We start from the raw sequence: 24,113 nt of genomic DNA, 5'->3' as shown, positions 1-24,113 counted from the left end.
CAGGGGAAAAGTCATGATGATGTCTCTCGGTCAGTTCGTTTTCAGCCTGACGACTGTCCCGTTTGTTGATCTTCAGCGCCAGCGGAACTGGAGGCACGCAACGAGCTCGCGGATCGGTGTGATGAACGCGAGTCAATTTACCGGACCCGGCGATGACACGATCACGTTGAATGGCATTGTCGCGCCGGAAACCATCGGTTCCATCGCGTCGATTGATGAGCTGGCGGAAATGGCCGGTAAAGGCGAGGCGTATGTGCTGGTCGATGGCCAGGGCAGCGTATACGGTCTGTTCGTTATCGAGAGCCTTAACGAAACGCAGACCTTTCATACTCAGAATGGTGTTCCGCGCCGCATTGAATTCGCGCTGGCGTTAAAGCGCGTGCCGGATAACATGCTGGCTCAGGCCGACAAGGCTGCGAAAAACTGATGGCCAACTCGCTCACACGCACGGCAGAAAGAAACCCAGATAGGGTGGGGCGCACTCAGCCCCAAGCCGACTACAAGATCACGCTCGATGAAAAGGACCTGTCGAGCCTGATCGCCCCTCGGCTGATTAGCCTGTCGATATCGGAGTCGCGTGCGGAGGAATCTGACACATTGGACCTTGTCCTGGACGATTCAAAAGGCGATCTGGCTATTCCAAAGCGCGGGGCAAATATCAAAGTTTCGGTGGGCTGGGTTGGCGAGCCTTTGATCGATAAGGGAACGTTCACGGTTGATGAGATCGAACACAGCGGCGCGCCAGATATCGTGACGATCCGCGCCAGGTCGGCATCGATGACGAGCGCAATGCATGAGCGACGTGAAAAGAGCTGGCACGGTGTGAACATTGGCGCAATCGTGCGGGCGATTGCTTCACGGCATTCGCTGAAGCCGGTTGTCGCTGACGCGCTCGCAAAAGTTGTTATTGCCCATATCGATCAAACGCACGAGAGCGACATGTCATTTTTAACGCGTCTGGCCAAGCGCTACGACGCTGTGATGAACGTGAAAGATTTACGGCTTCTGTTCATGCCCATCGGCACCGGGAAAACCGCGAGCGGGAAAAGCCTGTCCGTGCTGGAGCTGACGCGCGCTAGCGGCGATCAGCACCGGTATCACATCTCACAGCGTGAAAGTTACGCTGCAGTGCGGGCGCACTATCACTCGAACGCGAAGGGAAAGCGGAAGTCAATTGTGATCGGCGGGGAGAACAACAAGAACATCAAGGTGCTGCCGGAAGACTATGCAACCGAAGCTGAGGCACGCGCGGCGGCCAGCGCTGAATTTGCGCGCACGCAGCGCGCCCAGGCGACGAAGGGCTATACGCTCGCGCTGGCCAGACCGGAACTGTTTCCTGAAATGCCAGTGACAGTTGCTGGGTTCAAACCAGAAATTGACAAGACGCCGTGGCTTGTAAAGAAGGCCACGCACTCAATGGGCGACGGTGGATTTGTGACGACGCTTGAACTGGAAATGCGAGACGATCCCACGTCGGAGCGGCATCGTTCGCATTTTAGGAGGGGAGGAAAGTAGCGATGAATGAACAATTGGTATGGGTAGAAAATCAAGCACTTGAAAATATCCGATTCCATATTCAAAGTGCGGAAATCATTTCCAAAGAGGCCAATACGACGCTAACGGTTTTTCTTGCAGGTATTGGTGGCGCTGCCGCTTACACGGTTAATCTGGTAGATACCCACGCAACTATCTGGTTGATATCGGCCACCATTGTTTTTGGAATTTGTTTGCTGATACTCGCCGGATGGATTGTATGTGGCTGCTTGCGACTTAGGCCGATCCCTTCCCCGACAAACGAGCCGGTAAACTTATATCAGCCGGAATTTTCATTGGGGTCACTAAGAGAAGCTGAATTAAAAAATTTGCAAACTCGAATTAACGATCTGGTAACGAGAAATGCGCAGGTAGCGGACCGGTTGAACCGGATCCGCTTTTGCGCTTTGATTTCACCGATTATCGCTTCGGTTGTGGCGCTGGTGGTTTGGGTGAGTCGTTGAATTGATCTCGACGGCTCGGCTGAGGTTGTGGGACTACGGGCTTTGGTTCGTTCATTTTTTGTTTCTTGGGGTGTTATCCGGATTCACGGGATATTTATTCTTCGTCGATTAGTTCGCCCGTTTCTATGAAAGTAGCGAAATGATTACCTGAAATAATATATGTTCCTTGCGTACGCGATTTTTCGATTTTTACTGGGCCAGCATTGGGTCCAGTGCATAGAAACGTCAAGTCTTTCGTAACATCTTTGCGGACATAAAATCCAGCCGCCCACGCACACTGCTCCAATTCATCCCGTTTATTTTTTGAAAATCCGGTGAAAAGAATTTTTGGCACACCAGGCGGAGGCGAGTCGCGTCTGTTTTCTGATGGAATTGGTCGTTTGGGTGGTAGGCACGGAGCGCTAGTCGCTACAGGATTTTCTAACAAATTTTCCGAACCTTGCAGGTATTTTGTTACCCGATCTTTACGGAACGTCCGAAACATGCGTGCGCGTGTACACACACCCTGAATATAATTTCCACTCTCACTCCAATTTACTAACTCATACTCCTGGAATTCGCCTAGATATTTCTGATATATAAATTTCATGGCCGTTAATTTCTCTGTGATTTAGGGCGTGTACAGGCATCGTCCAATGCGTACTTAAACAGCACCGCTGGCTTCAAAATACATCACCACACCATTCAATTTTTAGTCTGCGAGCCCATTTTTTAGATTCAAAAATTTCGCCTGTGTCTAGATCGGATACCCTACTGCCCATTCGGTCGTATCGAAAAGTACGAGTGTCGTGCCTGGATTCGCAATATGCTTTGAAATAGCTTTCTGATACCGAAAGCACGCGGACCCGTCTCTTACTAGGAATGCCTTCCCCATCGGTGTAATTAAATTCTATATATACAGATGTGAAATCTAAATTTTCATTTTTTGAAATTTCATGAGAATTTTTAGCGCTATATTTTTGTAATTTCCATACTCCGACTGCTAGCGCAATTGAGATTAATATAATTATCATGTTTTTCTCGGATTTTTATTTGACCAGAGATTAATGATCTAGCGGCGCCGATTTTTATTTATGGGCTGCCACTCCGCGATGCGCTCTGTATTTGAAACACATTGCTGGCGAACACCGGCTTGCATGACGAAGCTGCCCACCGAGTAATGGCTACCACCGTATTCACATAGTGGCGCGTGGTTAGCAACGGACTCGGATGCAGTTGCAGTTGCCTGAGGTCGCCCAATAGCTATGTAAGCGGCCGTGGTAGCTACAGCGATAACGCCGCCTGCGGCAACAACGATGCGCCAGGGTATTTTCCTTGCGGGTAATGCACTTCGAGCCGACGGTGTTTGAGTGGATGCAGATTCGTGCAGCTTCTCTGCATTCGGTCGTATTAACCCTGCACCTCTACCCGATTGCAATTCGGGACGTGTTTGTGCTGGACGCGTGGGCGTATCGGGCGGCCGGGCTATATCCCGGTTGCGTAGCCATCCATCCAGATAAGCGGTGACGCGCGAATATTGATCCCGGGGCAACGTATCCATACTGCTGAAGTTGAATACATGCAGCAACCGGCGATAGACCATCAACTTGTTGACGCCGGTTTTTGCTTCAATTTGAAAGGCTTTGCGCGCGATTTCTTTGCGCTGCCGCTCTGTGATATACCGCGTCTTGGCTCCATCATGGATGTGCACGCTCACTGTAGATTGAGCGTTGTTTGACTGAACATCTCGACCGGCGACTTGTCCGATATCCCCTGAGAATTTTTGATTCATTTTCTTACTCGTCTCTTTCACGATCGGCCTGATCGCGGCTTGGGTTTCTAAGCAGGTTAGATTGCCCTTACTGTTTTGCGTTGTGCAAGGTTAAGGCAAAAAGTATATCTCCGTAGTCATCTTAAAAATCATGGCGAGGGACGTGTGCGGTTGGGTATATGGCAGCCCGTATATAGGCAAATAACGCTGGTGTATCGCATGCGACTCGATTCATCGAGTCGCCACGTCGCAGAACCGGTTTGCTTATTGGCTGGATTTCATGTTGCTGCTGACATCGTTCACTTTTTTTTTCTTGCAGCCAGCACGCTCCTGTCGCGTGTTCGTCGCAGTCAGGATTCCCGCTTTTTGGCAGTGCGTTTTGAGGTCATGTTGATCGAGAAGGGGGCAGTGACATCGCCGCTGACTTGCTGGCCAATATTGGCTCCCTCGAAATTCTGTTGAACCTTCGTTGGGTTATTCCCCTTTTTCATCGCAGAAATTTGCTGTGCCATCCCTCCGATCATGCCTAGCACGCCAGCACGGCCCGTTGCGTCAAGAGAACGATATCCCGTCAACAGGGCTTGCTCATCACTAGTCAGCGCCACTCCAGAACGTTCTCCAGTTAGTAAATAAAACAAATCAACACCAATTCGGGCAAGTGCAGCCAAATAAATAGCATCGGGTGTTCGCTCTCCAGACTCATAGTGAGTTTGCGCGCGCCGCTGAACGCCACCAACGACGGCGAACTGTTGCTGACTTTGACCAACGCGGATTCGCTCCTCTCGAAGCCGTTCTGAAAATGAGCTCATTTGTTCCAAAATATTGTTGACAAGAGTCCAATTGGACTCTATATTTAAGGTTGTGCAAGGTTACCAACCGCGAGTATATCGACATGACTCAGAAAAAACCCCCTGTCACGCGCTCGCCGCGTGGCGTGCTGTCAAGCAAACCCATTTACATGCGCCTGATGCCGGATGAACGCTGTGCGCTGGAACATCTCTCTGCGATTCAAAACCGCTCGACCTCCAGCGTGGCTCGTCTGGTATTCCTTGAGGGAATCGAAAAATATAGCGCCAAGGTTAGTGGCAACGCCGCTCAAGCGCATTCAAATCGTGTTGCGGGCCGTTGATGATGAAAACGCTCGCCCGCATTGAACCGGCGTTGCGCCATGCCCTGAACGGGCCGCAGCGCCACGAGGTGCAAGCCTCTCTCGGCTGGGATGACTCTCAAATCAGCCGTTTTTTAAGCGGTGGCCAAGGCATCGTGATTCACAAGATCGACACGCTTGTCGCGGCTATTGGCTTTGTTCTGGTCACGAGAAAGTATCTGGATGCCGTCGCCACGCTGGGCGAGGTCGGTGTGCATTGCGAATGTGCTCGCCAGGGCTATGGCGAGTGCGGAAAGCACTGAACGAGGAGCTGGCCGGGGAATTCGGCGAGGCGGGTTAGTCACCACAGCGCATCCACCATGTCGTCCTGATACGAATCATTGCCAGACATGTACGCATCGTTTTAATAACCGCGGTCTGATCTTGTGGACTCAGCTTCAACGCAGTTTCGCTGAAGTAAATGTGTGCAGCATGAACGAGTTCTTCAACTTTTTCGACGCAATACGGACAGACGCCTTGAAACTGGTGAGAAATTTCGGTCAGTTCGTTTATCGCATTGCTGTTTGGGCCAGCGTCATGCTGTGAATCTAAAACCTGCTCAATTTTGAGCGCAAGTATCAGAATTTCATCTGAGGTTTTCATGAATAAATTCTCTCCGCTTCTGGTTGAAACAAAACTAATTAAGGTTATTCACGTGCGCGTGGCGGCTGGGTCGGGCGATAAAGGTGATCCACCACGCATGGTTAATTTTTACTACGGCCAGGACGGTCAGCTGATCGCATGCTACGACCCATTGATTGGCCAGCCGGATTCCGCTGGGCAGTCTAGCCTTCAACGTGCTTCCGCGATGCGCATGCCCGGTGATATCCGGACTATGGATGAAATCACCCTCGGATGAGCGGTCGTTTGCGTATTGCATGCCGTCTGGAGAAGTCATGATGAGAATCCTGAACCGATGCCCCCACTGCCGCTCGCGCGCGACGGCGCGCAGCAGCCGGGATATGTCGCTGACATTCCGCGAAGTCACGTTCTCCTGCAATAACCCGGAATGTGGCCATACGTATGTCGTGAATATGGAGTTCGCACGGACGTTGTCGCCCTCCGCGATGCCGAACCTTTCGCTGAATTTACCGCTCTCGCCGCACGTGCGTGAACGGCTTGCGCAACAGCTTGAATTGCCTGTTTAGCGTTTTTTAACCCATCCCCTGTTTGATTTCAAATCACGCCTTTTAGGCGTGCGGGGATTCTTTTGCCTGAAAAAAGGAGAAGCCTGTGGAAAACATCTCTTCAAACGCGATTCTGATATTCGAAAACATCGAGTTCGATGTAGTCGATATTCATAATGAGCCGTGGCTAAGGGGTCCCCAGATCGGGGACGCCTTGGGCTATGAAAAAGGCCGAATTTCGATTCATAAGCTCTTCGAGTCGAACACCGACGAATTCACCGACTCAATGACGCAGCTCATTGAGCTCGACACAGCCGGTGGCCGCCAGCAGGTCAGAATTTTCAGCCCGCGCGGCTGCTATCTGCTCGGCATGCTAGCCCGCACTGAGCGCGCCAAGGCATTCCGCGCCTGGGTGCTCGACGTGCTTGAAGGCCGGCTCGTCCCGCAGCAGACCGGCCGCCTCACCGTCTCGCAGCGCCTCGCGGCACTGCGCTACCGCGGCACGCTCGCCAAGGACCTCGCCCGGGCAACCGAGCGTGGTCTCGCGCTTGAGCTCTACGCGAACCTCCAGCATGTCTCTCGTCTGCTCGGTATGCCGGTCTGCGACCTTGAGACGTTAGCGTCAGGCCTTAAACAGCAAACGCTAGCCGACTGACAGGGAGACCAACATGATCCGCGCCATTACCCCGTTTTTCCCTCCCGACAATCTTGCCGCGTTTTCGGTCGAAGACCGCCGCACTTATCTGCGTCATCTATGGGATGCCGATATCGACCCGATGCTGTTCCGCGATATCGCGCGCCGTCTTGGCTATGTCGTGCGCTGTCACTGGGACTGCCGGTATGGCATGCCGACGCTTTCGCCCATGCTCGCGCCGCTCCATTAACGCGATGAACGCGATGCATTCCCCCTTGACCGAAGCTGAGCTACGGGCCGCCTGGCAACGCTTGCGCATGTCTGGCGATTTCGACAAGGCAATGAGCCGCACGCCCGTGCGGTGCGCGGTAGAAGCGGCGGCCCGTGCATTCAACGCGCGTATCCGTACTCGGGAAACCCGTTCTCTGGATGCGAAGGAACGCGCTGCCGGGGAAAGGGAAAGCTAGTCAATCTGCGTCAGTTGCTGGCGCTCGCATGAAGGAATTTTTCTATGAAACCGTATCTCTTCGCCGTCGGCGTTGTGCTGATGCTTTCGTTTTCGCTGGCGGGTCTGGTCTGGACGGCCGCCATGGCGCTGCGCCGATTGTTTCCTGAGTGCTGGCGGCTTGGGCCATTAACCGCATTGGCTATTGGCACCACCTTGCTTGTCATTTTGATCACGGTTCTGTCCTGGTCGGTTCCGCCAGGTGGAGGTGTCGCATGAGAGGCGAACTTGAAAATACCGAACACGATGCAGCCCTGGCACATGCCATCGTCCGTGCAGCGGACCAGTTGCGTTTCGATAACCGGCCAGGCAGTCTCGACCGGCAATGCACTCTGGGCCTGTTCGTTGCCGCGTTAAGCGACCGGCTTGCGCTGGAATTTCCTCGGGCAGCGATGGCGTTACATGAGTTGGTGTTTGCGCCCGTGACCACGGGCAACCCTGTTGAGCGGGAGGTTTAAATGAACCTCCGATATCAGATTGTCATCGGCTCACGCTTCAGGACGAAGACTGGCAAATACGTGTCCAGTTTCCGGTTAAAGCCCGTTACCGGAGTCACGGTTGTCATTCCGAACCCGCTTGGCGCGACCTTTGCCGTGCATGAGGAAAAGTACCTGCCAAATGGTCACAAGGAGAAGTTTGTGGCCACCCACGTTGAAAGCGGCTGCGCCGTGGCGATGGGTGCGACGCGCAATGAGGCCATTCAAAAAGCGATACGGGTTGTGACAAGCCAGGCTGGCCAAGCTGCGCTGCTTCATACGCTCAGGCAAGACGTCGCATTTCGGCGGCAAATCGAGCTGGAAGAAGCATTCGACGCACGTCGTGAGACACGGGGCTCTCATGGCCTCGATTGACGAACTCAAGCAGCGCATCGACTTGCACGACCTTGCCGAGCGCCTAGGCCTCAAGCGTGGCCGGGGCGGCGACAAGGCGCTGTATCACTCGCCGCAGCACGAAGACAAAAGTCCGTCGCTGTCGATCTTTCAAAACCATCCGAAACACGGTACCGGCTGGCGCGACCACAGTGCGGACGCGGGCGGCTCATGCATTGACCTGGTGATGTATGCCCGTGGCGGCTCTGTCGCGGACGCGAGCCGGTTCCTGCATGAGGCGTATGGCATCCCATTCGAGCGGCCAGCTAAAGCAACAGAGCGGCGCGAGAAATCGACCATCGAATTTATCGCTGAGCGGTGCCTGGCGGAACGGGTGCGGGTGCGTGACTATCTCGCTGGCAGAGGGATTGCCGACGCGGCGATGGATGCCGCGATCCACGCGAAAACGCTGGGCTTTAACGACTGGACCAGTTCGAGAGTTGCTTCTGGTGATGTGGGCCACGCTGGTCCGGCTGCCGCTTTCATCGTCCGGATGCCAGGGTCTGGCCAGATCGTGGCCGTCGATATGCGCTACGTTGATCCAGCGCTTAACGGCGGTGTCAAAACGCAAACTCAAGGCGGCAAGTCCGGTTATGGCTGGAGCGCTGATCCGCGACGCCTGGACCAAGCCCGCCGGGTCGTGATTGTCGAAAGCGCGATCAACGCGTTATCGGTCGATTCGTGTGCGATTCCTGGAACGGCGGCGTTCGCACTGCGTGGGCTGGCCAACGTCGATCACGTGGATTTCACGTTTCTGCGTGGCAAGCAGGTGGTGATCTGTCTGGATAACGATGAACCGTTCGCCGACGGGCATCCCCGTGCGGGTCACCGGCCAGGGCCGGAGGCAGCGTGGGCGCTATACGAGCGCTTGACCGGGCTGAATATCAGTGCGGTGCTGGTGGACCAGCGCGAATGGCTGGCCGATCTGGCGGATGGCGAGACGGTGGCCAGACCAATCAATGATGTGAACGACTATCTGCAACTGCGGGGCGCACGTGAGTTACAGCGTGCGCTGGATCAATACGAGCCGTGGCTAATTGCCGGGATGGCCGGTGACGACAGCCGTAAGGGCAAACCCAGGATATTCCTGCCTGCTCACGACTTCGCGCAGTACTGGAAATTCCGCACGCGGCCTGATTTCACAAGTCACATTACGAAGATGGATCGGAACGAGGAGAGCGGCGTTGATACGCCGGTGCTGGCCGATTTGTGCGGGTTTCGCATCGCCTCGATTAGCCGGGTTTCGGTGGCCAGCGCGACGTCAACGATGACGGGTGATGCCGACCAGGCTCCCACGGTGTATTTCGCGGTGTCGGTGCAGGCGCCCCGGCATGGCCCCACGCTGCTCCGGCGCGTGATGATGGACGATCAGCTTCACAACACCGATCAGTGGGCCAAGTTCGGACCGATCTGGGCGCGTTCGCCGTTCTTGCGCATGGTGAATATTCTGGAGCGCGGGGCGGATCTTGGGGCGCGGCACGCGGCGAACTTCGTCGGGCTCGCGTGGCGTGATGGGCGGTTGATCGTCAACGAGGGGCCGGACTGTTATTTCACCGAGGCGGAGAAGCAATGCCCGTATCACAACCTGTCGTTCCCCTCCGGCCCGGTTAGCGACGCGCGACGCGTCATCGGCGCTTATCAGGAAACGTTTAAGCAAAGCGCCGCGACTATTCCGCTTGTCTGGGCGCTGGGTGGTCATCTGAAAGCGCTGCTGGGCTTCTGGCCGCATATCACGGTGCAGGCCGATAAAGGCGCGGGTAAATCGACGCTGATTAAACGGCTCGAGCGCACGCTCGCGTTCACCATGTTTTCAGGGCAGTCGCTGCAAACCGAATTCAGATTGTTGACCAGCATCAGTCACACAAGCCATCCGGTGGGGTGGGAAGAACTATCCGCACGGCGGCAAGACGTGATCGACAAGGCCGTTGGCCTGCTCCAGGAGAACTATCAATACACGGTTACCCGGCGCGGCACCGATATGACGGAATACCTGCTGTGCGCGCCGGTGATGCTGGCGGGCGAAGACGTTCCCGTTAAAAGCCTGCTCGGCAAATTAGTCCGCACGTCTCTCACCGGCAAACGTGGTCCGTTGCTGCCCGACGATTTACCGCGCTTTCCGCTGCGGCAATGGCTTGAATTTCTGGCCGGACTCAATAAGCGCGACGTGCTCGATCAGTATCGGGCGATTCGTGAACGGTGTCTGGCCAACTGCCGTGCGAGTAGCGGTGACGATGGCGCGTTACGGATGGCTGGCAATTATTCGGCGCTCGCGCTGGCGTGGCTTTATTTGTGCGAGTTCGCTGGAATGGACCATACGGAAGGCAATTTTGCCCGCGACCTGACTGCTGAAATGAATGGCCATATTGCTGAGACAAGTGCCGACCGGGAGCCATGGGTTTGGATCATGGAAACGGTGCTGTCTGAGATCGACGGAGGCAACTATAAGCACCCGTACACCTTCGACACCATAGCCGGAGAGTTTTGCATTCTGCTGCGCACGGGTCATGTCATGGACCATATCGCGCACACCAGCGCATTGCGGGACAAGTGGAATGGCCTGCCGGTTAAATCTGATCGGGTATTCAAGCGCCAGTTGCACAGCGCTGGCGTGGTGCAAGGCGAAAAAGAGGTGGAGCGGCGGATATACACGCGGCGTGTGCCTTACCTCACGCCGATTTCGCTTAATCGCCTGCATGCGTTCGGCCTGCATGTCTCCGTGCGTGATGACCTGGCCACCGATTGCCGGGAAAACAGGAGCCACTCATGACGCTTTCACCGTGTTCACGGGCGCTGTGCGGCCGTGCCCCTGGTCTTGTTCATTCAGGCCGCGTAGCGGCCCTGGATTCGGGTTCTGTTGACGCAAGTCAATGCGCGCAGCGAATGGCGCGCGTCACCCGGTGCACGCTGCCTGGGTTACTTCCCCCCGTTCCCCCCGCGAATAAAAACGGCTGGGCAACGGCGATAACTGGGAAGAGCGGGGGCCTGGCAGGCGGATTTTGCCAATGGCAGAGGGCGGGCAGCACAAATAACACGTGGTTTTTGCTGGTTGTCGCCGCTAAGTCATTGATTCTTGAGAGAAGTGCCGACATGAGTTGGGCGTTATTTGCCATCAATCGGGCCGTTTTTGCCGCTAGTCGGGTTTTCTGCATTTTTCGCGTTCTATCTCTTTCTTCTCTCTCTAACTTATTGAAAAAGAAGAAGAAAGAAGGCGATGAAGAAGCGAAAACTGATCCTATACCCATGCCATCAATAGTGAATTTTTTGCCATCAGTTAGCGAGGCTGCCTATTTTTTAGGCCATGAGTTACACAGGTCGGAATGGCCTGACTCGTGGCAACTGATGGAAAATAAATTCAATAAAATCAAATGCTTATGTTTGCCGCATAGGCAAGCCACGCGTCCACGTGTTGCGCTGTGTGTGGTCCGCCGCAGCGCCCCTCGGAGGGCGGGCTGATGGATGCCGATGCGAAAACGCTGACGTTGACGCTGGCCGACGCGGCGGCGCTGCTGCACGCCCATCCTGAAACGGTGCGACTGAAAGCGAAGGCCGGCGAGCTGCCGGGCCGCAAAGTCGGAAAACGCTGGATCTTCTCGCTGGTTGCCCTGCAGCGTTATCTGGCGGGAGAATGGATCCCGCGCCTTGTGCAAGGCGACCACAATGAGGAAGTCAAAAAATGTCGCTCTATAAACGGAGTCGAAGCCCGAACTGGTATTACAAGCTGTACCCCCCTGGAGGCGGAACGCCGTTACAGGGCAGCACTGGAACCAGCGATAAAAAGCGTGCGAAGGAATTCTACGACCGGCTGAAAGCGGGTCTTTGGGATCAATCGAAACTTGGCCGAAAGCCAAGCTACACATGGAACGATGCTGTGCTGGAATACCTGACGGATCGGAAGGGCGTTGCGAGCCTGGAAACGAGCAAGACGCATCTGCGCTGGCTTGACAAGCATTTGTCTGGCGTTTTGCTGACAGATATTGATCGTCAACGAATTGACGCGATTGCGCGGGCAAAACAGAAAGAAGTCATCGTGGTCCGCACTCGCACTGGCGTTAAGCCCATTGGACGAACGGTTCGTGAAGGCACTGTGCGGCGGGTTATCGGCGTTCTCGTTGCAGTTTTGAATGCAGCAGTGGAGCGAGAATGGCTGGATCGCGCGCCGGTGTACAAACCGTTAAAGACAATCGTTAGGCGTATTCGCTGGCTCACGCATCGTGAGGCAGACCGGCTGATCAAGGAGTTGCCCGTTCATCTTGCGGATATGGCGCAATTTGGCCTTGAAACCGGGTTACGACGAGCCAACGTTACAGGATTGCAATGGTCACAGGTCGACCTGATTCGGCGCGTCGCTTGGATTCACGCGGATCAGGCGAAAGCTCGGAAGGCAATTACTGTTCCGCTATCGGATACAGCGGTGGCTGTGCTGCGACGACAGCTCCCGAAGCAACGGCACCCGGCGCATCTGGAAAGCGTGTTTGTTTATAAAGGAAAGCCGGTTTATCAAACAACAACGGCTGCATGGAAAAAAGCGCTGCAACGCGCTGATATTCATGATTTCCGATGGCATGACCTTCGTCATACATGGGCGAGCTGGCATGTGCAGCGCGGCACGCCACTGCAAGTACTGATGGAGCTCGGGGGATGGAACTCTATGGAAATGGTGTTGCGGTACGCGCACCTTGCTGCCGATCATCTGGCGCTTTGGGTCAAACCGCACACAAAAGCAACGGACATGCCGAAGCTAGCTGTACTTTAGCTACACCAGAGACAGGCCGTGTGGCGCTGTCTCTAGCTAAGTACTTGATTTAACTGGTGGGCGGTACAGGGTTTGAACCTGTGACCCCTGCCGTGTGAAGGCAGTGCTCTACCACTGAGCTAACCGCCCGAATAGTTTTCTATTATGTCAGTACAACAGCACCCGGTAAAGCATTTTTTGCACAGTAGCCTAAGTTTAAATCGCTGCGGATCAGGCTCATGTGCGGCTGTCGCTACCGGCACCACTTCAGCATCAGGCCTTAGCCGCTGCGCGCCACACACTGCTTGCCTTGAGTGCCCGGTCCAGTCCATCGAGAATTGCCTGATGCGCGGCCAGTTCTTCCTCGTCGGCGGCAAGCACCAGCAAGTCCAGCGTTTCTAGCGCCACATTGGGTACCGGTGCTGCATCGTCATGCACTGGCACATCGCTTTCCAGTTCGATCACCAGATTTTCCTGGCCCCGGGTCATGGCTAGATAAACGTCCGCGAGCAATTCAGAATCGAGCAGCGCGCCGTGCAGCGTGCGGTGTGCATTGTTGATGCCAAAGCGGTCGCACAGCGCATCCAGCGAATTGCGCTTGCCGGGGAACATGCCTTTGGCTTGCGCGAGCGTGTCGATAACGCCATCGCAATGCTGGTCGAACGGCGGCAAGTCTAGCCGGGCGAATTCAGCATTAAGAAAGCCAATGTCGAATGGTGCGTTATGAATGATGAGCTCTGCGCCCTGAACAAAGTCACGGAGCTGCTCTGCGATCTCGGCAAATTTCGGCTTGTCGCTCAGAAACTCGGTCGTTAGCCCGTGAACCGCCAGTGCGCCTGGATCGCTGTCGCGTTCCGGGTTGATGTAGAGATGCAGATTTTTGCCGGTCAGGCGGCGGTTCAGCAGCTCGACGCAGCCGATTTCGATAATGCGGTCGCCATTGCGTGGGTTCAGGCCGGTGGTTTCGGTATCGAGAATAAGTTGACGCATATCGAATGAACCTGCTTTAAGACGTGGAAAGAAGAGGGAAGGGGGCGCTTAAGACGTCGATGAATCACGCTTTTGCGAGCAGCGTAGCCACGCCCTGGTTGGCTAGCGCGTCGGCACGTTCATTTTCGGGGTGGCCAGCGTGACCTTTGACCCAGCGCCATTCGATTTCATGCTGTTGCACCAGCGCATCTAGCCGTTTCCACAAATCGGCGTTTTTCACTGGGGTTTTCGCGGCGGTCATCCAGTTTTTCTTTTTCCAGCCGTGAATCCATTCGCTAATGCCTTTCTGCACATATTGCGAATCGGTATGTACGACGGCTTTGCAAGAGCGCTTTAACGCTTCAAGTGCAGCAATCACGGCCATCAGTTCCATCCGGTTATTGGTGGTGTTGGGTTCCCCCCCGAATAGTTCTTTTTCCTGCGCGCCAAAGCGCAGTAGCGCGCCCCAGCCGCCAGGGCCAGGATTGCCCTTGCAGGCGCCGTCAGTAAAGATGTCAATGATGTCGGTCGTCATTCGGTGTGGTTGCGGGTGTTGGGTGTGGCGGCCGGCGTGAGTCCGGAGGGTAAAACGGCTTTTTTGACTTTCAGTGGCCCCACGAGGTGCATGCCGCGCACGCGTTTGACGGCCTTAATCATGTAGGCCGCACCGAAAATCGGCCACCAGCGGTCGCCAGCTGCTTCCATAAACGCATAGCGCGCGAGCCACTGGTCGCTGGCGAGGGGGGGACGATAACAGCCGAAGCGTCCGCGTTCAAGGTCGAATCCGAGCAGCTTGATCCAGTCTTTTAGGCGCGTGAAGGCAATCAGGTCGTGAGTCGCGGGGACAAATGGGCGGCTGGTTACCTTGCCAACGGATTGCCGTGCGCCCCAGAGCGAAAGTGAATTAAAGCCGAGGATGACCAGTTGGCCTTCTGGCACCAGCACACGTTCCGCCTCGCGCAGCAGGCGATGGGGGTCGCTCGTGAATTCCAGCGTATGAGGCATCACGATCAGATCAACGCTTTGGGCTTCGAACGGCAAATCGAGCAGGTCGCACCAGATGGCGCTGCGGTTGGCGGGGGCATGTTGCGCACCGGCTGTGCTGATCGTGGCGGGCGGCAGGGTATAGGGCAGGCTCGCGCCGCTAGCGGCATCCAGCACTAGACCGCGGCAGGGCATCCGGTTTTCACGCAGCGCATCGAGTTGCGGCAGGCCAAGCTGGAGCGCGTGATAGCCGAACACATCCGACACCACACGGTCGAGTTGCGCTTGCTCCCATTGAAGAACGTAGCGCCCGGGGGGCGAATTGGTCCATGCGGGCCAGTCTATAATCGGTCGGTTAGACATATCGGGAATGCGTTGCCTATGAATGCGCTTGAGTACGTACCCGTCCCGGCTTTCGAGGACAACTACATCTGGCTGGTATCAGACGGCACGTATGCGGTGGCCGTCGATCCGGGGGATGCCGCCCCGGTCCGCGCCTATCTGGCGCAACGGGGCTGGCGACTGAGCGCTATTCTACTCACGCACCATCACTTCGATCACGTCGGCGGCGTGGCTGATCTGCTGAATGGCCAGGCGGTGCCGGTGTATGGTCCGGCTGGTGAGGCCATCGAGCATGTCACGCACCGTCTGGGGGTTGCTGACCGGGTGAATCTCACGGCACCAGCGCTCGAATTTTCGGTGCTGGATGTGCCGGGTCATACGCGGGGGCATATTGCTTATTTTCAGGCTTCGGACCCGGCTGGCCAGGCGCACCTTTTTTGTGGCGACACGCTTTTTTCCTGCGGTTGCGGTCGTCTTTTCGAGGGGACGCCGGCGCAAATGCTGACTTCACTCGACGCACTCACTGCGCTGCCTGGGTCTACCCTGGTTCATTGCGCCCACGAATACACCTTGTCCAATATCCGCTTTGCGCTGGCGTGCGAGCCCGGGAATGCAGAACTTCACGCCTGGCGCGTCAAAGCTGAAACGCTGCGCGCCCAAGGTTTGCCCACTTTACCGACCACCGTTGCCCACGAGCGTGCGGTGAATCCTTTTCTGCGCACCACTAGCCCTGAAATCAGGGAGGTGCTGGCATTAGAGTTACATCAAGCAGTGCCAGACCGGCTGGCCGCATTTACTTTGATGCGTGAATGGAAAAACCGTTTTCGTTAAAACAAACCAGCCGCCCAAAAAGTTCATCTTAAAAATGTAAAAAATTCTCCAAGCCTAAGATTTGTTTGGGTTTTTCTTATTTTTCCGATTGACGTGAACGTCATGCTTTCGATACTATCGGCTGCAAATTCCAGCCCCTTTCTGAAGCACAAAACGTTCATGCGATTTATTTTCAGTGCGTTACTGGTCTTAACGCTTGCTGCTTGCGCAAGCCCAAATCCGGTAACGAAGCAGCCTTCTCCTGTCACCAGTTCCCTCAATCCAGCTAGCCAGCAAGCCGTCGCAGACGCGCTGCGCCGCACCGCTAGCGCCAAAGAAACTATTAATGTCGATCAGGGTTCCGTCACTCAGTTAACGAGCGCGGATAGCGATCTTTGGGGCCGGATCCGTCGCGGTTTCCAGATGCCTGATCTACAAAGCGATCTGGTGGATATGCAGGGTAACTGGTACGCCCAGCGTCCTGAATACGTTGAGCGCATGACTGGGCGCTCGCAAAAATACCTGTATCACATCGTCGAAGAGCTTGAGGCGCGGCATATGCCGACCGAGCTGGCATTGCTGCCGTTTATCGAGTCTGCCTATAACCCGCAGGCACTGTCTGTGGCAAAGGCGGCTGGCATGTGGCAGTTCATCCCGGGTACGGGTCGCTCGTACAACCTTAAGCAGAACATGTGGCAAGACGAGCGCCGTGATGTGCTGGCCTCGACGAGTGCGGCTCTCGATTATCTGTCGCGCCTGCATGACATGTTTGGCGACTGGTATCTCGCGCTGGCAGCTTATAACTGGGGTGAGGGCAATGTGCAGCGCGCGATAGCGCGCAATACAGCAGCGGGCTTGCCAACTGATTATCAAAGCCTGCGCATGCCTAACGAAACACGCAATTACGTGCCCAAGCTGCAGGCAGTCAAAAATATCGTGGCGAATCCCCGGGCTTTTGGTCTGACGTTACCCGAGATTCCGAACCATCCTTATTTTGTGACAGTGACCACCTCGCACGATATCGATGTCGATACAGCGGCCAGGTTGGCGAACATGACCAGCGATGAATTCCGCTCGCTCAATCCGTCGTTCAGAAAGCCCGTGATTCTCGGTGCAACGCAGCCGCAAATCTTGTTGCCGTTTGATAACGCCAGTGCGTTTGAACGTAATTTAAAAACGTATACGGGCTCATTGTCCTCGTGGACGACTTATACGGTGACAGAGCGTGCTCGCCCAGCTGCTATTGCGCAAAAGATTGGCGTAGACCCATCCACGTTAATGGCCGTCAACAAAATCCCAGCGGGGATGCGTCTGAAGCCGGGTTCTGTCATCGTCGTGCCGCGCGGTGACGATGATGAAGATATCAGTGCGGATATTGCTGAAAGCGGGATGCTGGCGATGGAGCCGGATGTGCCTGATACCCGCAAGATGTTGATCCGGGTCCGGCGCAAGCAGACTCTCGCGGCACTGGCTGTGCGCTATGGCGTTTCGGTGGCGCAACTGAAGTCATGGAACAAATCGCACGGGAACACGCTTGCTCCCGGCCAGGTGGTGGTGCTGCACGTGCCGGTGGGCCGGGCGCTGCCCAGCGAGCCAGGTCCGCAACGGATCTCGACTAATGTCCGGGGCGCTCGTGCGGAGAAAGTCGGCACGCGAGCCGTTGCTGGCAAGAATGCCTCCCGTGATAACAAGAAAACGCGCGCTGTGTCCGGCGCTGTCAATGCGTCCTCGAAGGCCGCGAAAAGCAAGCCGGCGGTGAAGGCCACACCGGTTTCGGCGAAAAAGACAGCGAAGGCTGGAGCAACGCGTAGTTAATTAGCGCATCCCGGGTTACGTCAAGGTGCTTGCGCGCCAGTAGCCAGGCGTGGCTCGTAGCGGCATCCCCTGACAGCAGAATGCGTTGCGGGGGCGTTGCCTGAAGCCACGCTGGCCATGCTGTTTCTCTAATGCCGTTATCCATGCGATGACGGCATTTTTATTTCCATTTTCAGCAAACGTTTTGTTTAAGGCCTGCTTTCTCAATGGCGCTTATTCCTTTATCGTTTGCGCTTTCGTTAGAACGGTAAGTTTCCCTCACGCTATGTCTTCAACTCAGCTCCGCGTTTTCTTGCTGTTTTCTGTTGGTTATTTCGTTTCTTATGTATTTCGTGGCATCAATCTAGGCTTCGCGCCATTTATTACGCACGATCTGGGTTTATCCGCAGTCGATCTGGGCTTGCTGACCAGTCTGTATTTTCTTGGCTTCGCCGGTGCGCAAATTCCCGCGGGTGTGTTGCTCGATCATTACGGCTCACGTCGGGTAACGGCAGCCACGCTGCTTTTCGCCGCTGCGGGGGCGTGGTTGTTTGGCGCGGCGCACAGCGTCGGGATGATGATGGCGGGGCGCCTGCTGATCGGCGTGGGTGTGTCGGTCTGCCTTGGGGCGGCATTCAAGGCGCTGGCACAGTATTTCCCTGCAGGACGTTTGCCGCTGATGAATGGCCTTGTGATGGCGCTTGGTGGGCTGGGCGGGGTCGTCGTTGGTTCGCCGTTGACCTGGGTGCTGGGCCTGACAAGCTGGCGCATGGTGTGCGTGGCGCTGGGCGTGCTGACCATTCTGGTTGCTGTGGCCATCTGGCGGCTGGTTCCTGAGACGCGTGAAAGCCATCGCCAGACGAGCCTGGGTGGCCAGTTCAAGGGCACTTTGCATATCCTGAAGAGTGGCGCGTTCTGGAAGATCGCGTCGTTTTCGGTCGTCACGCAAGGGGTGTTTTATGCCATGCAGTCGTTATGGGTTGGCGCGTGGCTGCGTGATGTTGCCGGGCTCGCCCCGGGCAAAGCGGCGGCGCTAGTTTCGGTTTTGGGTTTTGCGATGATGGCGGGCTGTGTCGGTTTCGGTGCGGCGGCGCGTAGCCTGGAGCGGCGGGGCGTGTCGCTGTACGCGTTTTGCGGCGCGGGGATGGTGCTTTTTGTGGTGGCGCAACTGTTAATTATGTTTGGCGCGCCATTGCCTGCTGGCCTGCTGTGGACTGCCTATGGGATTTTTGGCGGCACGGGAATTCTGAGCTATGCCATTCTTGCCCGGCATTTTCCGCCCCACCTGATTGGCCGGGCCAATACCACCTTCACGCTGGTGATCTTTTTGCTGATTTTCGGCTTCCAGCTTGGTGTGGGGGCCGTGTTGTCGCTGTGGCCTACCACTGGTGGCCATTACCCGGCAGCGGCGCATCTGACGGCGTGGAGTCTTTTGCTCGTGCTGCAGGTTTTGAGCGCGATCTGGTATTTCGTGCCCAGCCGGGCACTGTCCAAGTCCTCATAAGCGCGCGGAACATTGTTATCCGGATGTCGCAGAAGTCCGCTATTTGCCGCTCCTGCCTTGGCTCGCAGCGCGTCATGCCATCCTGGATTTGAAGAGCGGGGTATTTTGGCGCTATAATTCGAAGGTTTGAGCTTATCAACCCGCACCCTGGCGCCTGCTTTACCCGTTCATCCGTCGCGCATCGCTAACGTTACATTTTTCCGTCTATTACGCCTTCTGGGCTGAGTCATCGTCTTCCTGCAAGCAGGTGGGCGGCCTCTGCGGGCGGCCGGCGAGTGTAACGTCCGCTGTCTACGCGCCATGCGAGCTTGTGCGCGCATCATCTGATGCGCTTTGACGCAGCTGCATGGCCGGATAAACAGGACGGCAACAGGGTGTTCCCCCAAGGAGTTCCCCGTGTTGCCGTCCTTTTCTCCCGCTCTGCTCGCGCTTGCCGACGGCACGGTCTTTCGTGGTTACTCGATTGGCGCATCCGGTCATACGGTTGGCGAAGTCGTTTTCAATACGGCCATGTCGGGTTACCAGGAAATTCTGACCGACCCCAGCTACGCGCGCCAGATCGTCACCCTGACATACCCGCATATCGGCAATGTCGGCGTCAATGCCGAAGATGTCGAGGCTGCGAAAGTTCATGCCGCTGGCCTCATCATTCGTGACTTGCCGGTACTCGCGTCCAACTTCCGCATGGAACGTTCGCTTTCCGATTATCTGAAAGCGGAAGGCGTAGTGGCCATCGCCGGAATTGACACACGCAAGCTGACCCGGTTGCTACGCGACAAGGGTGCGCAAAATGGCGCGATTCTCGCTGGCGTGGACGACGAAGCGCAGGCGATTGAGCTCGCTCGCTCGTTCCCTGGCCTCGCCGGTATGGATCTCGCCAAGGTCGTTTCTACATCATCTTCTTTCGAGTGGACTCAGACCGAATGGCGTCTGGGCCGTGGCTACGGCGTGCAAAATGCGCCGAAGTATCGCGTGGTGGCCTTCGATTACGGCGTCAAGTACAACATCTTGCGCATGCTGGCCGAGCGTGGCTGTCATGTCACCGTGCTGCCCGCACAGGCGTCGGCGGCTGATGCGCTCGCGCTCAACCCGGACGGCATCTTCCTGTCAAACGGCCCCGGCGATCCAGAGCCTTGCGCTTACGCGATTGCTGCTGCCAAAACGCTGATCGAAAAAGGCATTCCCACTTTTGGTATTTGTCTCGGGCACCAGATCATGGGCCTCGCGCTAGGGGCTAAAACCATCAAGATGAAGACCGGCCACCATGGTGCCAACCATCCAGTGAAAGATCTTGAAGACGGCCGCGTCGTGATTACTTCGCAAAACCACGGCTTTGCCGTTGATGCCGCGACGTTGCCTGCCAATGCCCGTGTCACGCACATTTCGTTATTTGACGGCACGTTGCAGGGCTTTGCGCTGACCGACCGGCCGGCATTCTGCTTTCAGGGCCATCCGGAAGCGTCGCCAGGCCCGCATGACATCGCGTATCTGTTCGACCGTTTTACGGCATTGATGGACGCGCACAGCAAAACAGGGAAGAGCGCTGCGGCATAAATGACGCACGGTGGCAGGTAACACCTGGCGTGTGCGGCGGCATTGCCCGCGCACGCCAGCAGAAAGAATTCAGGAATACATTAGCGAGAGCGTTATGCCGAAGCGGACAGACATTAAGAGCATTCTTATCATCGGCGCTGGGCCGATCATCATCGGTCAGGCGTGCGAGTTTGATTACTCGGGCGCGCAGGCGTGCAAGGCGCTGCGCGAGGAAGGTTTCAAGGTCATTCTCGTCAACAGCAATCCCGCGACGATCATGACCGACCCGAACACGGCTGATGTCACCTACATCGAGCCGATTACATGGGAAGTGGTTGAGCGGATCATTGCCCGTGAGCGCCCGGATGCCATCTTGCCGACGATGGGTGGGCAGACCGCACTGAACTGCGCCCTTGATTTGCATCACCACGGCGTATTGGCGAAATACAACGTCGAGTTGATTGGCGCTTCGCCGGAGGCGATCGACAAAGCCGAGGACCGGCAGAAATTCAAAGATGCGATGACGAAGATTGGCCTCGGTTCGGCCAAGTCAGGCGTGGCGCACTCGATGGACGAGGCACTCAAGGTGCAAAACGAAATCGCCGCTGCTACAGGCAGTGGCGGCTATCCGGTCGTGATTCGCCCGTCGTTCACCCTTGGTGGTTCGGGTGGCGGTATTGCTTATAACCGTGACGAATTCGAAGAAATCTGCAAGCGCGGGTTGGACCTGTCGCCCACGCGCGAGCTGCTGATCGAAGAATCGCTGCTGGGCTGGAAAGAGTATGAGATGGAAGTGGTCCGTGACAAAAAGGACAACTGCATCATCGTGTGTTCGATTGAGAACCTTGATCCGATGGGTATCCATACGGGCGATTCGATCACGGTAGCACCAGCGCAAACGCTGACCGACAAGGAATACCAGATTCTGCGTAACGCTTCGCTGGCAGTGTTGCGCGAGATCGGCGTCGATACCGGCGGCTCGAATGTGCAGTTTTCGATTAATCCGGTAGATGGCCGGATGGTCGTGATCGAAATGAATCCGCGTGTCTCGCGTTCATCCGCGCTGGCGTCGAAGGCGACGGGCTTTCCGATTGCGAAGATCGCCGCGAAGCTGGCGGTTGGCTACACACTCGACGAGTTGAAAAACGAAATTACCGGTGGTCAGACTCCGGCTTCATTCGAGCCAACCATCGACTACGTGGTAACGAAAATTCCGCGTTTTGCGTTCGAAAAATTCCGTGCCGCTGATCCTCGTTTGACTACCCAGATGAAGTCTGTCGGCGAAGTCATGGCGATTGGCCGCACGTTCCAGGAATCATTCCAGAAAGCGTTGCGTGGGCTGGAAGTGGGGGTTGATGGGCTTGACGAGAAAACCGTCAACCGCGATGAAATCATCCGTGAGATCGGAGAGGCAGGGCCGGACCGGATCTGGTATGTCGGCGATGCATTCCGGATTGGCATGACCCAGCAGGAAATTTTCGAAGAAACGGCCATCGACCCATGGTTTCTCGCGCAAATCGAACAGATCGTGCTGAAGGAAAAGGCGCTCGCGGGCCGCACGCTGGCAAGTCTGTCCAGGGATGAACTGTATTTCCTGAAGCAAAGCGGTTTTTCGGACCGGCGTCTGGCGAAGCTGCTTGGCGCTACGCCTGCCGAAGTGCGCCAGTACCGTATCGAACACAAGGTGCGCCCGGTGTACAAACGGGTGGATACCTGCGCGGCAGAATTCGCTACGAAAACCGCCTATATGTATTCGACCTACGAGGAAGAATGCGAAGCCAATCCCACCAGCAACAAGAAAATCATGGTGCTGGGCGGTGGGCCTAACCGTATCGGGCAGGGTATCGAATTCGACTACTGCTGCGTCCACGCGGCGCTGGCGATGCGCGAAGACGGTTACGAAACGATCATGGTCAACTGCAATCCGGAAACGGTTTCGACTGACTACGACACATCTGATCGTTTGTACTTCGAATCGCTGACGCTCGAAGATGTGCTTGAAATCGTCGACAAAGAGCAACCGGTGGGCGTGATCGTCCAGTACGGTGGCCAGACGCCACTGAAGCTGGCGCTGGATCTCGAGGCCAATGGCGTCCCTATCATTGGCACCTCGCCAGACATGATCGACGCCGCCGAAGACCGTGAACGCTTTCAGAAGCTGCTGCAAGATTTGGGGCTGCGTCAGCCGCCTAACCGCACCGCCCGGGCGGAAGATGAAGCGCTAAAGCTGGCTGAGGAGATCGGCTATCCGCTGGTCGTGCGTCCGTCGTATGTGCTGGGTGGCCGGGCGATGGAAATCGTGCATGAGCCGCGGGATCTTGAGCGTTATATGCGTGAGGCGGTGAAGGTGTCGCACGATTCCCCCGTGCTGCTCGACCGCTTTTTGAACGATGCGATCGAGTGTGATGTGGACTGCATTTCAGATGGCGAGGCGGTGTTTATTGGCGGCGTGATGGAGCATATCGAGCAGGCTGGTGTGCACTCGGGCGACTCAGCGTGTTCGTTGCCGCCTTATTCGTTGTCGGCACCGACGATTGCTGAATTGAAGCGCCAGACGGCCGCCATGGCGCAAGCGTTGAATGTGATTGGCTTGATGAATGTGCAGTTCGCCATTCAGCAAGTGCCGCAGGCCGATGGCTCATCGCACGACGTGATTTACGTGCTTGAGGTGAATCCGCGTGCGTCGCGCACCGTGCCTTATGTGTCGAAGGCGACCAGCTTGCCGCTAGCGAAGATCGCTGCGCGGGCGATGGTAGGCCAGACGCTAGCCGCGCAAGGCGTGACCAAAGAAATTAATCCGCCGTATTTCAGCGTGAAGGAAGCGGTGTTTCCATTCGTCAAGTTCCCGAGCGTCGACCCGGTGCTCGGACCTGAAATGCGTTCGACCGGTGAAGTGATGGGAGTTGGTCAGACCTTCGGTGAAGCGCTTTTTAAGTCGCAGTTGGCGGCGGGTTCACGCTTGCCGGAGTCTGGAACGGTGCTGCTAACCGTGATGGATGCGGACAAGGCGAAAGCGGTTGAGGTGGCGCGGATGCTGCACGAGCTGGGCTACCCGATTGTGGCTACGAAGGGCACCGCGGCGGCAATCAGCGCGGCAGGTGTGCCGGTGAAGGTCGTGAACAAGGTCAAGGATGGCCGCCCGCATATCGTGGACATGATTAAAAATGGCGAAATCGCACTGGTTTTCACCACAGTCGATGAAACCCGTGCGGCGATTGCCGATTCACGCTCAATTCGCATGAGCGCCCAGGCAAACAAGGTCACGTATTACACGACGATGTCGGGTGCGCGTGCGGCAGTTGAAGGCCTGCGTTATCTGAGAAACCTCGAAGTCTATGATTTACAAGGGCTTCACGCTCGCCTACACTGAAGCATCAGATTTGTGTCACAGATGTAAGTGCCGCGGTTAAGCGGTG

General features: G+C 56.2%; 29 protein-coding genes and 1 tRNA gene. 22 read left to right on the top strand and 8 right to left on the bottom strand.

What is annotated here, in order from left to right:
• Window positions 1–13 precede the first annotated feature (13 nt).
• Genes GH656_RS10160 through GH656_RS18070 form a run of 3 tightly spaced genes read left to right on the top strand, consistent with a single transcriptional unit; the run spans window position 14 to window position 1,997 of the window.
• A complete protein-coding gene (locus GH656_RS10160) occupies window positions 14–427 on the top strand; it encodes a phage tail protein (RefSeq protein WP_153075771.1) in 414 nt (137 codons plus the stop codon).
• Window positions 427–1,515, top strand: a complete 1,089-nt coding sequence (locus GH656_RS10155; protein ID WP_153075770.1) for a phage late control D family protein — start codon at window positions 427–429, stop codon at window positions 1,513–1,515. The genes GH656_RS10160 and GH656_RS10155 overlap by 1 nt, the downstream gene beginning before the upstream one ends.
• 2 nt (window positions 1,516–1,517) lie before the next feature.
• Complete coding sequence (locus GH656_RS18070) at window positions 1,518–1,997, top strand: hypothetical protein (protein WP_246184245.1); 480 nt, start codon at window positions 1,518–1,520, stop codon at window positions 1,995–1,997.
• A gap of 94 nt (window positions 1,998–2,091) precedes the next feature.
• On the opposite strand, the gene GH656_RS10145 is transcribed toward GH656_RS18070, so the two are convergent.
• From GH656_RS10145 to GH656_RS10135, 3 genes are all read right to left on the bottom strand, one after another.
• Entirely contained in the window at window positions 2,092–2,586 is a 495-nt protein-coding gene (locus tag GH656_RS10145; protein ID WP_153075769.1) for a BRCT domain-containing protein, read from the bottom strand.
• Window positions 2,587–3,048: 462 nt separating this feature from the next.
• Complete coding sequence (locus GH656_RS10140; RefSeq protein ID WP_153075768.1) at window positions 3,049–3,768, bottom strand: alpha/beta hydrolase; 720 nt, start codon at window positions 3,766–3,768, stop codon at window positions 3,049–3,051.
• Window positions 3,769–4,097: 329 nt separating this feature from the next.
• The gene (locus GH656_RS10135; RefSeq protein ID WP_153075767.1) at window positions 4,098–4,556 is read right to left on the bottom strand and encodes a helix-turn-helix domain-containing protein; all 459 of its coding nucleotides are present in this window, start codon (window positions 4,554–4,556) and stop codon (window positions 4,098–4,100) included.
• A gap of 83 nt (window positions 4,557–4,639) precedes the next feature.
• On the opposite strand from GH656_RS10135, the gene GH656_RS10130 reads away from it, so the two are divergent.
• Both GH656_RS10130 and GH656_RS10125 read left to right on the top strand, forming a co-directional pair.
• Entirely contained in the window at window positions 4,640–4,876 is a 237-nt protein-coding gene (locus tag GH656_RS10130; protein WP_153075766.1) for a hypothetical protein, read from the top strand.
• A gap of 2 nt (window positions 4,877–4,878) precedes the next feature.
• Window positions 4,879–5,157: a DNA-binding protein gene (locus tag GH656_RS10125; RefSeq protein WP_153076631.1), complete on the top strand. Its 279-nt coding sequence runs from the start codon at window positions 4,879–4,881 to the stop codon at window positions 5,155–5,157.
• Window positions 5,158–5,191: 34 nt separating this feature from the next.
• Here GH656_RS10125 and GH656_RS10120 read toward each other — a convergent pair whose 3' ends face one another.
• On the bottom strand, window positions 5,192–5,497 hold the full coding sequence (locus tag GH656_RS10120) for a hypothetical protein (RefSeq protein ID WP_153075765.1): 306 nt from the start codon (window positions 5,495–5,497) through the stop codon (window positions 5,192–5,194).
• Between GH656_RS10120 and GH656_RS10115 the strand changes: the two genes are divergently transcribed.
• The 12 genes from GH656_RS10115 (at window position 5,496) to GH656_RS10060 (ending at window position 12,782) form a co-directional block, all read left to right on the top strand.
• Window positions 5,496–5,753, top strand: a complete 258-nt coding sequence (locus GH656_RS10115; RefSeq protein WP_153075764.1) for a hypothetical protein — start codon at window positions 5,496–5,498, stop codon at window positions 5,751–5,753. The genes GH656_RS10120 and GH656_RS10115 overlap by 2 nt on opposite strands.
• A 40-nt stretch (window positions 5,754–5,793) precedes the next feature.
• A complete protein-coding gene (locus GH656_RS10110; protein ID WP_153076630.1) occupies window positions 5,794–6,042 on the top strand; it encodes an Ogr/Delta-like zinc finger protein in 249 nt (82 codons plus the stop codon).
• Between the two features lie 85 nt (window positions 6,043–6,127).
• Window positions 6,128–6,676 (top strand): BRO-N domain-containing protein, encoded by a 549-nt coding sequence (locus GH656_RS10105; RefSeq protein ID WP_153075763.1) that lies wholly within the window; start codon window positions 6,128–6,130, stop codon window positions 6,674–6,676.
• 13 nt (window positions 6,677–6,689) lie between these two features.
• On the top strand, window positions 6,690–6,905 hold the full coding sequence (locus tag GH656_RS10100; protein WP_153075762.1) for a hypothetical protein: 216 nt from the start codon (window positions 6,690–6,692) through the stop codon (window positions 6,903–6,905).
• A gap of 13 nt (window positions 6,906–6,918) precedes the next feature.
• Complete coding sequence (locus GH656_RS10095) at window positions 6,919–7,122, top strand: hypothetical protein (protein WP_153075761.1); 204 nt, start codon at window positions 6,919–6,921, stop codon at window positions 7,120–7,122.
• 44 nt (window positions 7,123–7,166) lie between these two features.
• The gene (locus tag GH656_RS10090) at window positions 7,167–7,379 is read left to right on the top strand and encodes a hypothetical protein (protein WP_153075760.1); all 213 of its coding nucleotides are present in this window, start codon (window positions 7,167–7,169) and stop codon (window positions 7,377–7,379) included.
• Window positions 7,376–7,618, top strand: a complete 243-nt coding sequence (locus GH656_RS10085; RefSeq protein WP_153075759.1) for a hypothetical protein — start codon at window positions 7,376–7,378, stop codon at window positions 7,616–7,618. The genes GH656_RS10090 and GH656_RS10085 overlap by 4 nt, the downstream gene beginning before the upstream one ends.
• Window positions 7,619–8,011, top strand: a complete 393-nt coding sequence (locus GH656_RS10080) for a hypothetical protein (protein WP_153075758.1) — start codon at window positions 7,619–7,621, stop codon at window positions 8,009–8,011. It abuts the gene before it with no gap.
• Window positions 7,998–10,796: a toprim domain-containing protein gene (locus GH656_RS10075; RefSeq protein ID WP_153075757.1), complete on the top strand. Its 2,799-nt coding sequence runs from the start codon at window positions 7,998–8,000 to the stop codon at window positions 10,794–10,796. Before GH656_RS10080 ends, GH656_RS10075 begins: the two co-directional genes overlap by 14 nt.
• The gene (locus tag GH656_RS10070; RefSeq protein ID WP_153075756.1) at window positions 10,793–11,482 is read left to right on the top strand and encodes a Baseplate J family protein; all 690 of its coding nucleotides are present in this window, start codon (window positions 10,793–10,795) and stop codon (window positions 11,480–11,482) included. Before GH656_RS10075 ends, GH656_RS10070 begins: the two co-directional genes overlap by 4 nt.
• Window positions 11,482–11,835, top strand: coding sequence for a helix-turn-helix domain-containing protein (locus GH656_RS18065; protein WP_153075755.1), 354 nt, complete (start codon window positions 11,482–11,484; stop codon window positions 11,833–11,835). Before GH656_RS10070 ends, GH656_RS18065 begins: the two co-directional genes overlap by 1 nt.
• Window positions 11,748–12,782: a site-specific integrase gene (locus GH656_RS10060; protein WP_246184301.1), complete on the top strand. Its 1,035-nt coding sequence runs from the start codon at window positions 11,748–11,750 to the stop codon at window positions 12,780–12,782. The genes GH656_RS18065 and GH656_RS10060 overlap by 88 nt, the downstream gene beginning before the upstream one ends.
• A 54-nt stretch (window positions 12,783–12,836) precedes the next feature.
• Here the strand turns inward: GH656_RS10060 and GH656_RS10055 are convergent.
• The 4 genes from GH656_RS10055 to GH656_RS10040 all read right to left on the bottom strand — a co-directional run bounded on the left by GH656_RS10055 (window position 12,837) and on the right by GH656_RS10040 (window position 15,077).
• Window positions 12,837–12,911 (bottom strand) — tRNA-Val (locus GH656_RS10055).
• Window positions 12,912–13,034: 123 nt separating this feature from the next.
• Window positions 13,035–13,751 (bottom strand): DNA polymerase III subunit epsilon, encoded by a 717-nt coding sequence (gene dnaQ, locus GH656_RS10050; RefSeq protein WP_153075753.1) that lies wholly within the window; start codon window positions 13,749–13,751, stop codon window positions 13,035–13,037.
• Window positions 13,752–13,815: 64 nt separating this feature from the next.
• Window positions 13,816–14,265: a ribonuclease HI gene (rnhA, locus tag GH656_RS10045; RefSeq protein ID WP_153075752.1), complete on the bottom strand. Its 450-nt coding sequence runs from the start codon at window positions 14,263–14,265 to the stop codon at window positions 13,816–13,818.
• The gene (locus GH656_RS10040) at window positions 14,262–15,077 is read right to left on the bottom strand and encodes a class I SAM-dependent methyltransferase (protein ID WP_153075751.1); all 816 of its coding nucleotides are present in this window, start codon (window positions 15,075–15,077) and stop codon (window positions 14,262–14,264) included. Before GH656_RS10040 ends, rnhA begins: the two co-directional genes overlap by 4 nt.
• Window positions 15,078–15,095: 18 nt before the next feature.
• On the opposite strand from GH656_RS10040, the gene gloB reads away from it, so the two are divergent.
• From gloB to carB, 5 genes are all read left to right on the top strand, one after another.
• Window positions 15,096–15,887, top strand: coding sequence for a hydroxyacylglutathione hydrolase (gene gloB, locus GH656_RS10035; RefSeq protein WP_153075750.1), 792 nt, complete (start codon window positions 15,096–15,098; stop codon window positions 15,885–15,887).
• Window positions 15,888–16,046: 159 nt separating this feature from the next.
• Window positions 16,047–17,681 (top strand): transglycosylase SLT domain-containing protein, encoded by a 1,635-nt coding sequence (locus tag GH656_RS10030; RefSeq protein WP_153075749.1) that lies wholly within the window; start codon window positions 16,047–16,049, stop codon window positions 17,679–17,681.
• Between the two features lie 265 nt (window positions 17,682–17,946).
• Complete coding sequence (locus GH656_RS10025; RefSeq protein ID WP_153075748.1) at window positions 17,947–19,164, top strand: MFS transporter; 1,218 nt, start codon at window positions 17,947–17,949, stop codon at window positions 19,162–19,164.
• A gap of 396 nt (window positions 19,165–19,560) precedes the next feature.
• A complete protein-coding gene (carA, locus tag GH656_RS10020) occupies window positions 19,561–20,718 on the top strand; it encodes a glutamine-hydrolyzing carbamoyl-phosphate synthase small subunit (RefSeq protein ID WP_153075747.1) in 1,158 nt (385 codons plus the stop codon).
• A gap of 94 nt (window positions 20,719–20,812) precedes the next feature.
• Window positions 20,813–24,067 carry a carbamoyl-phosphate synthase large subunit gene (gene carB, locus GH656_RS10015; RefSeq protein ID WP_153075746.1) on the top strand — a complete coding sequence of 1,085 codons (3,255 nt, stop codon included), beginning with the start codon at window positions 20,813–20,815 and terminating at the stop codon, window positions 24,065–24,067.
• Window positions 24,068–24,113: the final 46 nt, after the last annotated feature.

Origin of the sequence: Paraburkholderia bonniea, from assembly GCF_009455625.1 — a bacterium.
GTDB lineage: Bacteria > Pseudomonadota > Gammaproteobacteria > Burkholderiales > Burkholderiaceae > Paraburkholderia > Paraburkholderia bonniea.
The sequence above is the reverse complement of the archived record's forward strand: the minus strand, read 5'-3'. Positions and strand labels throughout refer to the sequence as shown.

Coding starts and splice junctions, on each gene's coding strand:
- GH656_RS10160 (WP_153075771.1), top strand. CDS start 14: ATGATGATGTCTCTCGGTCAGTTCGTTTTCAGCCTGACGACTGTCCCG.
- GH656_RS10155 (WP_153075770.1), top strand. CDS start 427: ATGGCCAACTCGCTCACACGCACGGCAGAAAGAAACCCAGATAGGGTG.
- GH656_RS18070 (WP_246184245.1), top strand. CDS start 1,518: ATGAATGAACAATTGGTATGGGTAGAAAATCAAGCACTTGAAAATATC.
- GH656_RS10145 (WP_153075769.1), bottom strand. CDS start 2,586: ATGAAATTTATATATCAGAAATATCTAGGCGAATTCCAGGAGTATGAG.
- GH656_RS10140 (WP_153075768.1), bottom strand. CDS start 3,768: ATGAATCAAAAATTCTCAGGGGATATCGGACAAGTCGCCGGTCGAGAT.
- GH656_RS10135 (WP_153075767.1), bottom strand. CDS start 4,556: ATGAGCTCATTTTCAGAACGGCTTCGAGAGGAGCGAATCCGCGTTGGT.
- GH656_RS10130 (WP_153075766.1), top strand. CDS start 4,640: ATGACTCAGAAAAAACCCCCTGTCACGCGCTCGCCGCGTGGCGTGCTG.
- GH656_RS10125 (WP_153076631.1), top strand. CDS start 4,879: ATGAAAACGCTCGCCCGCATTGAACCGGCGTTGCGCCATGCCCTGAAC.
- GH656_RS10115 (WP_153075764.1), top strand. CDS start 5,496: ATGAATAAATTCTCTCCGCTTCTGGTTGAAACAAAACTAATTAAGGTT.
- GH656_RS10120 (WP_153075765.1), bottom strand. CDS start 5,497: ATGAAAACCTCAGATGAAATTCTGATACTTGCGCTCAAAATTGAGCAG.
- GH656_RS10110 (WP_153076630.1), top strand. CDS start 5,794: ATGAGAATCCTGAACCGATGCCCCCACTGCCGCTCGCGCGCGACGGCG.
- GH656_RS10100 (WP_153075762.1), top strand. CDS start 6,690: ATGATCCGCGCCATTACCCCGTTTTTCCCTCCCGACAATCTTGCCGCG.
- GH656_RS10095 (WP_153075761.1), top strand. CDS start 6,919: ATGCATTCCCCCTTGACCGAAGCTGAGCTACGGGCCGCCTGGCAACGC.
- GH656_RS10090 (WP_153075760.1), top strand. CDS start 7,167: ATGAAACCGTATCTCTTCGCCGTCGGCGTTGTGCTGATGCTTTCGTTT.
- GH656_RS10085 (WP_153075759.1), top strand. CDS start 7,376: ATGAGAGGCGAACTTGAAAATACCGAACACGATGCAGCCCTGGCACAT.
- GH656_RS10080 (WP_153075758.1), top strand. CDS start 7,619: ATGAACCTCCGATATCAGATTGTCATCGGCTCACGCTTCAGGACGAAG.
- GH656_RS10075 (WP_153075757.1), top strand. CDS start 7,998: ATGGCCTCGATTGACGAACTCAAGCAGCGCATCGACTTGCACGACCTT.
- GH656_RS10070 (WP_153075756.1), top strand. CDS start 10,793: ATGACGCTTTCACCGTGTTCACGGGCGCTGTGCGGCCGTGCCCCTGGT.
- GH656_RS18065 (WP_153075755.1), top strand. CDS start 11,482: ATGGATGCCGATGCGAAAACGCTGACGTTGACGCTGGCCGACGCGGCG.
- dnaQ (WP_153075753.1), bottom strand. CDS start 13,751: ATGCGTCAACTTATTCTCGATACCGAAACCACCGGCCTGAACCCACGC.
- rnhA (WP_153075752.1), bottom strand. CDS start 14,265: ATGACGACCGACATCATTGACATCTTTACTGACGGCGCCTGCAAGGGC.
- GH656_RS10040 (WP_153075751.1), bottom strand. CDS start 15,077: ATGTCTAACCGACCGATTATAGACTGGCCCGCATGGACCAATTCGCCC.
- gloB (WP_153075750.1), top strand. CDS start 15,096: ATGAATGCGCTTGAGTACGTACCCGTCCCGGCTTTCGAGGACAACTAC.
- GH656_RS10030 (WP_153075749.1), top strand. CDS start 16,047: ATGCGATTTATTTTCAGTGCGTTACTGGTCTTAACGCTTGCTGCTTGC.
- GH656_RS10025 (WP_153075748.1), top strand. CDS start 17,947: ATGTCTTCAACTCAGCTCCGCGTTTTCTTGCTGTTTTCTGTTGGTTAT.
- carB (WP_153075746.1), top strand. CDS start 20,813: ATGCCGAAGCGGACAGACATTAAGAGCATTCTTATCATCGGCGCTGGG.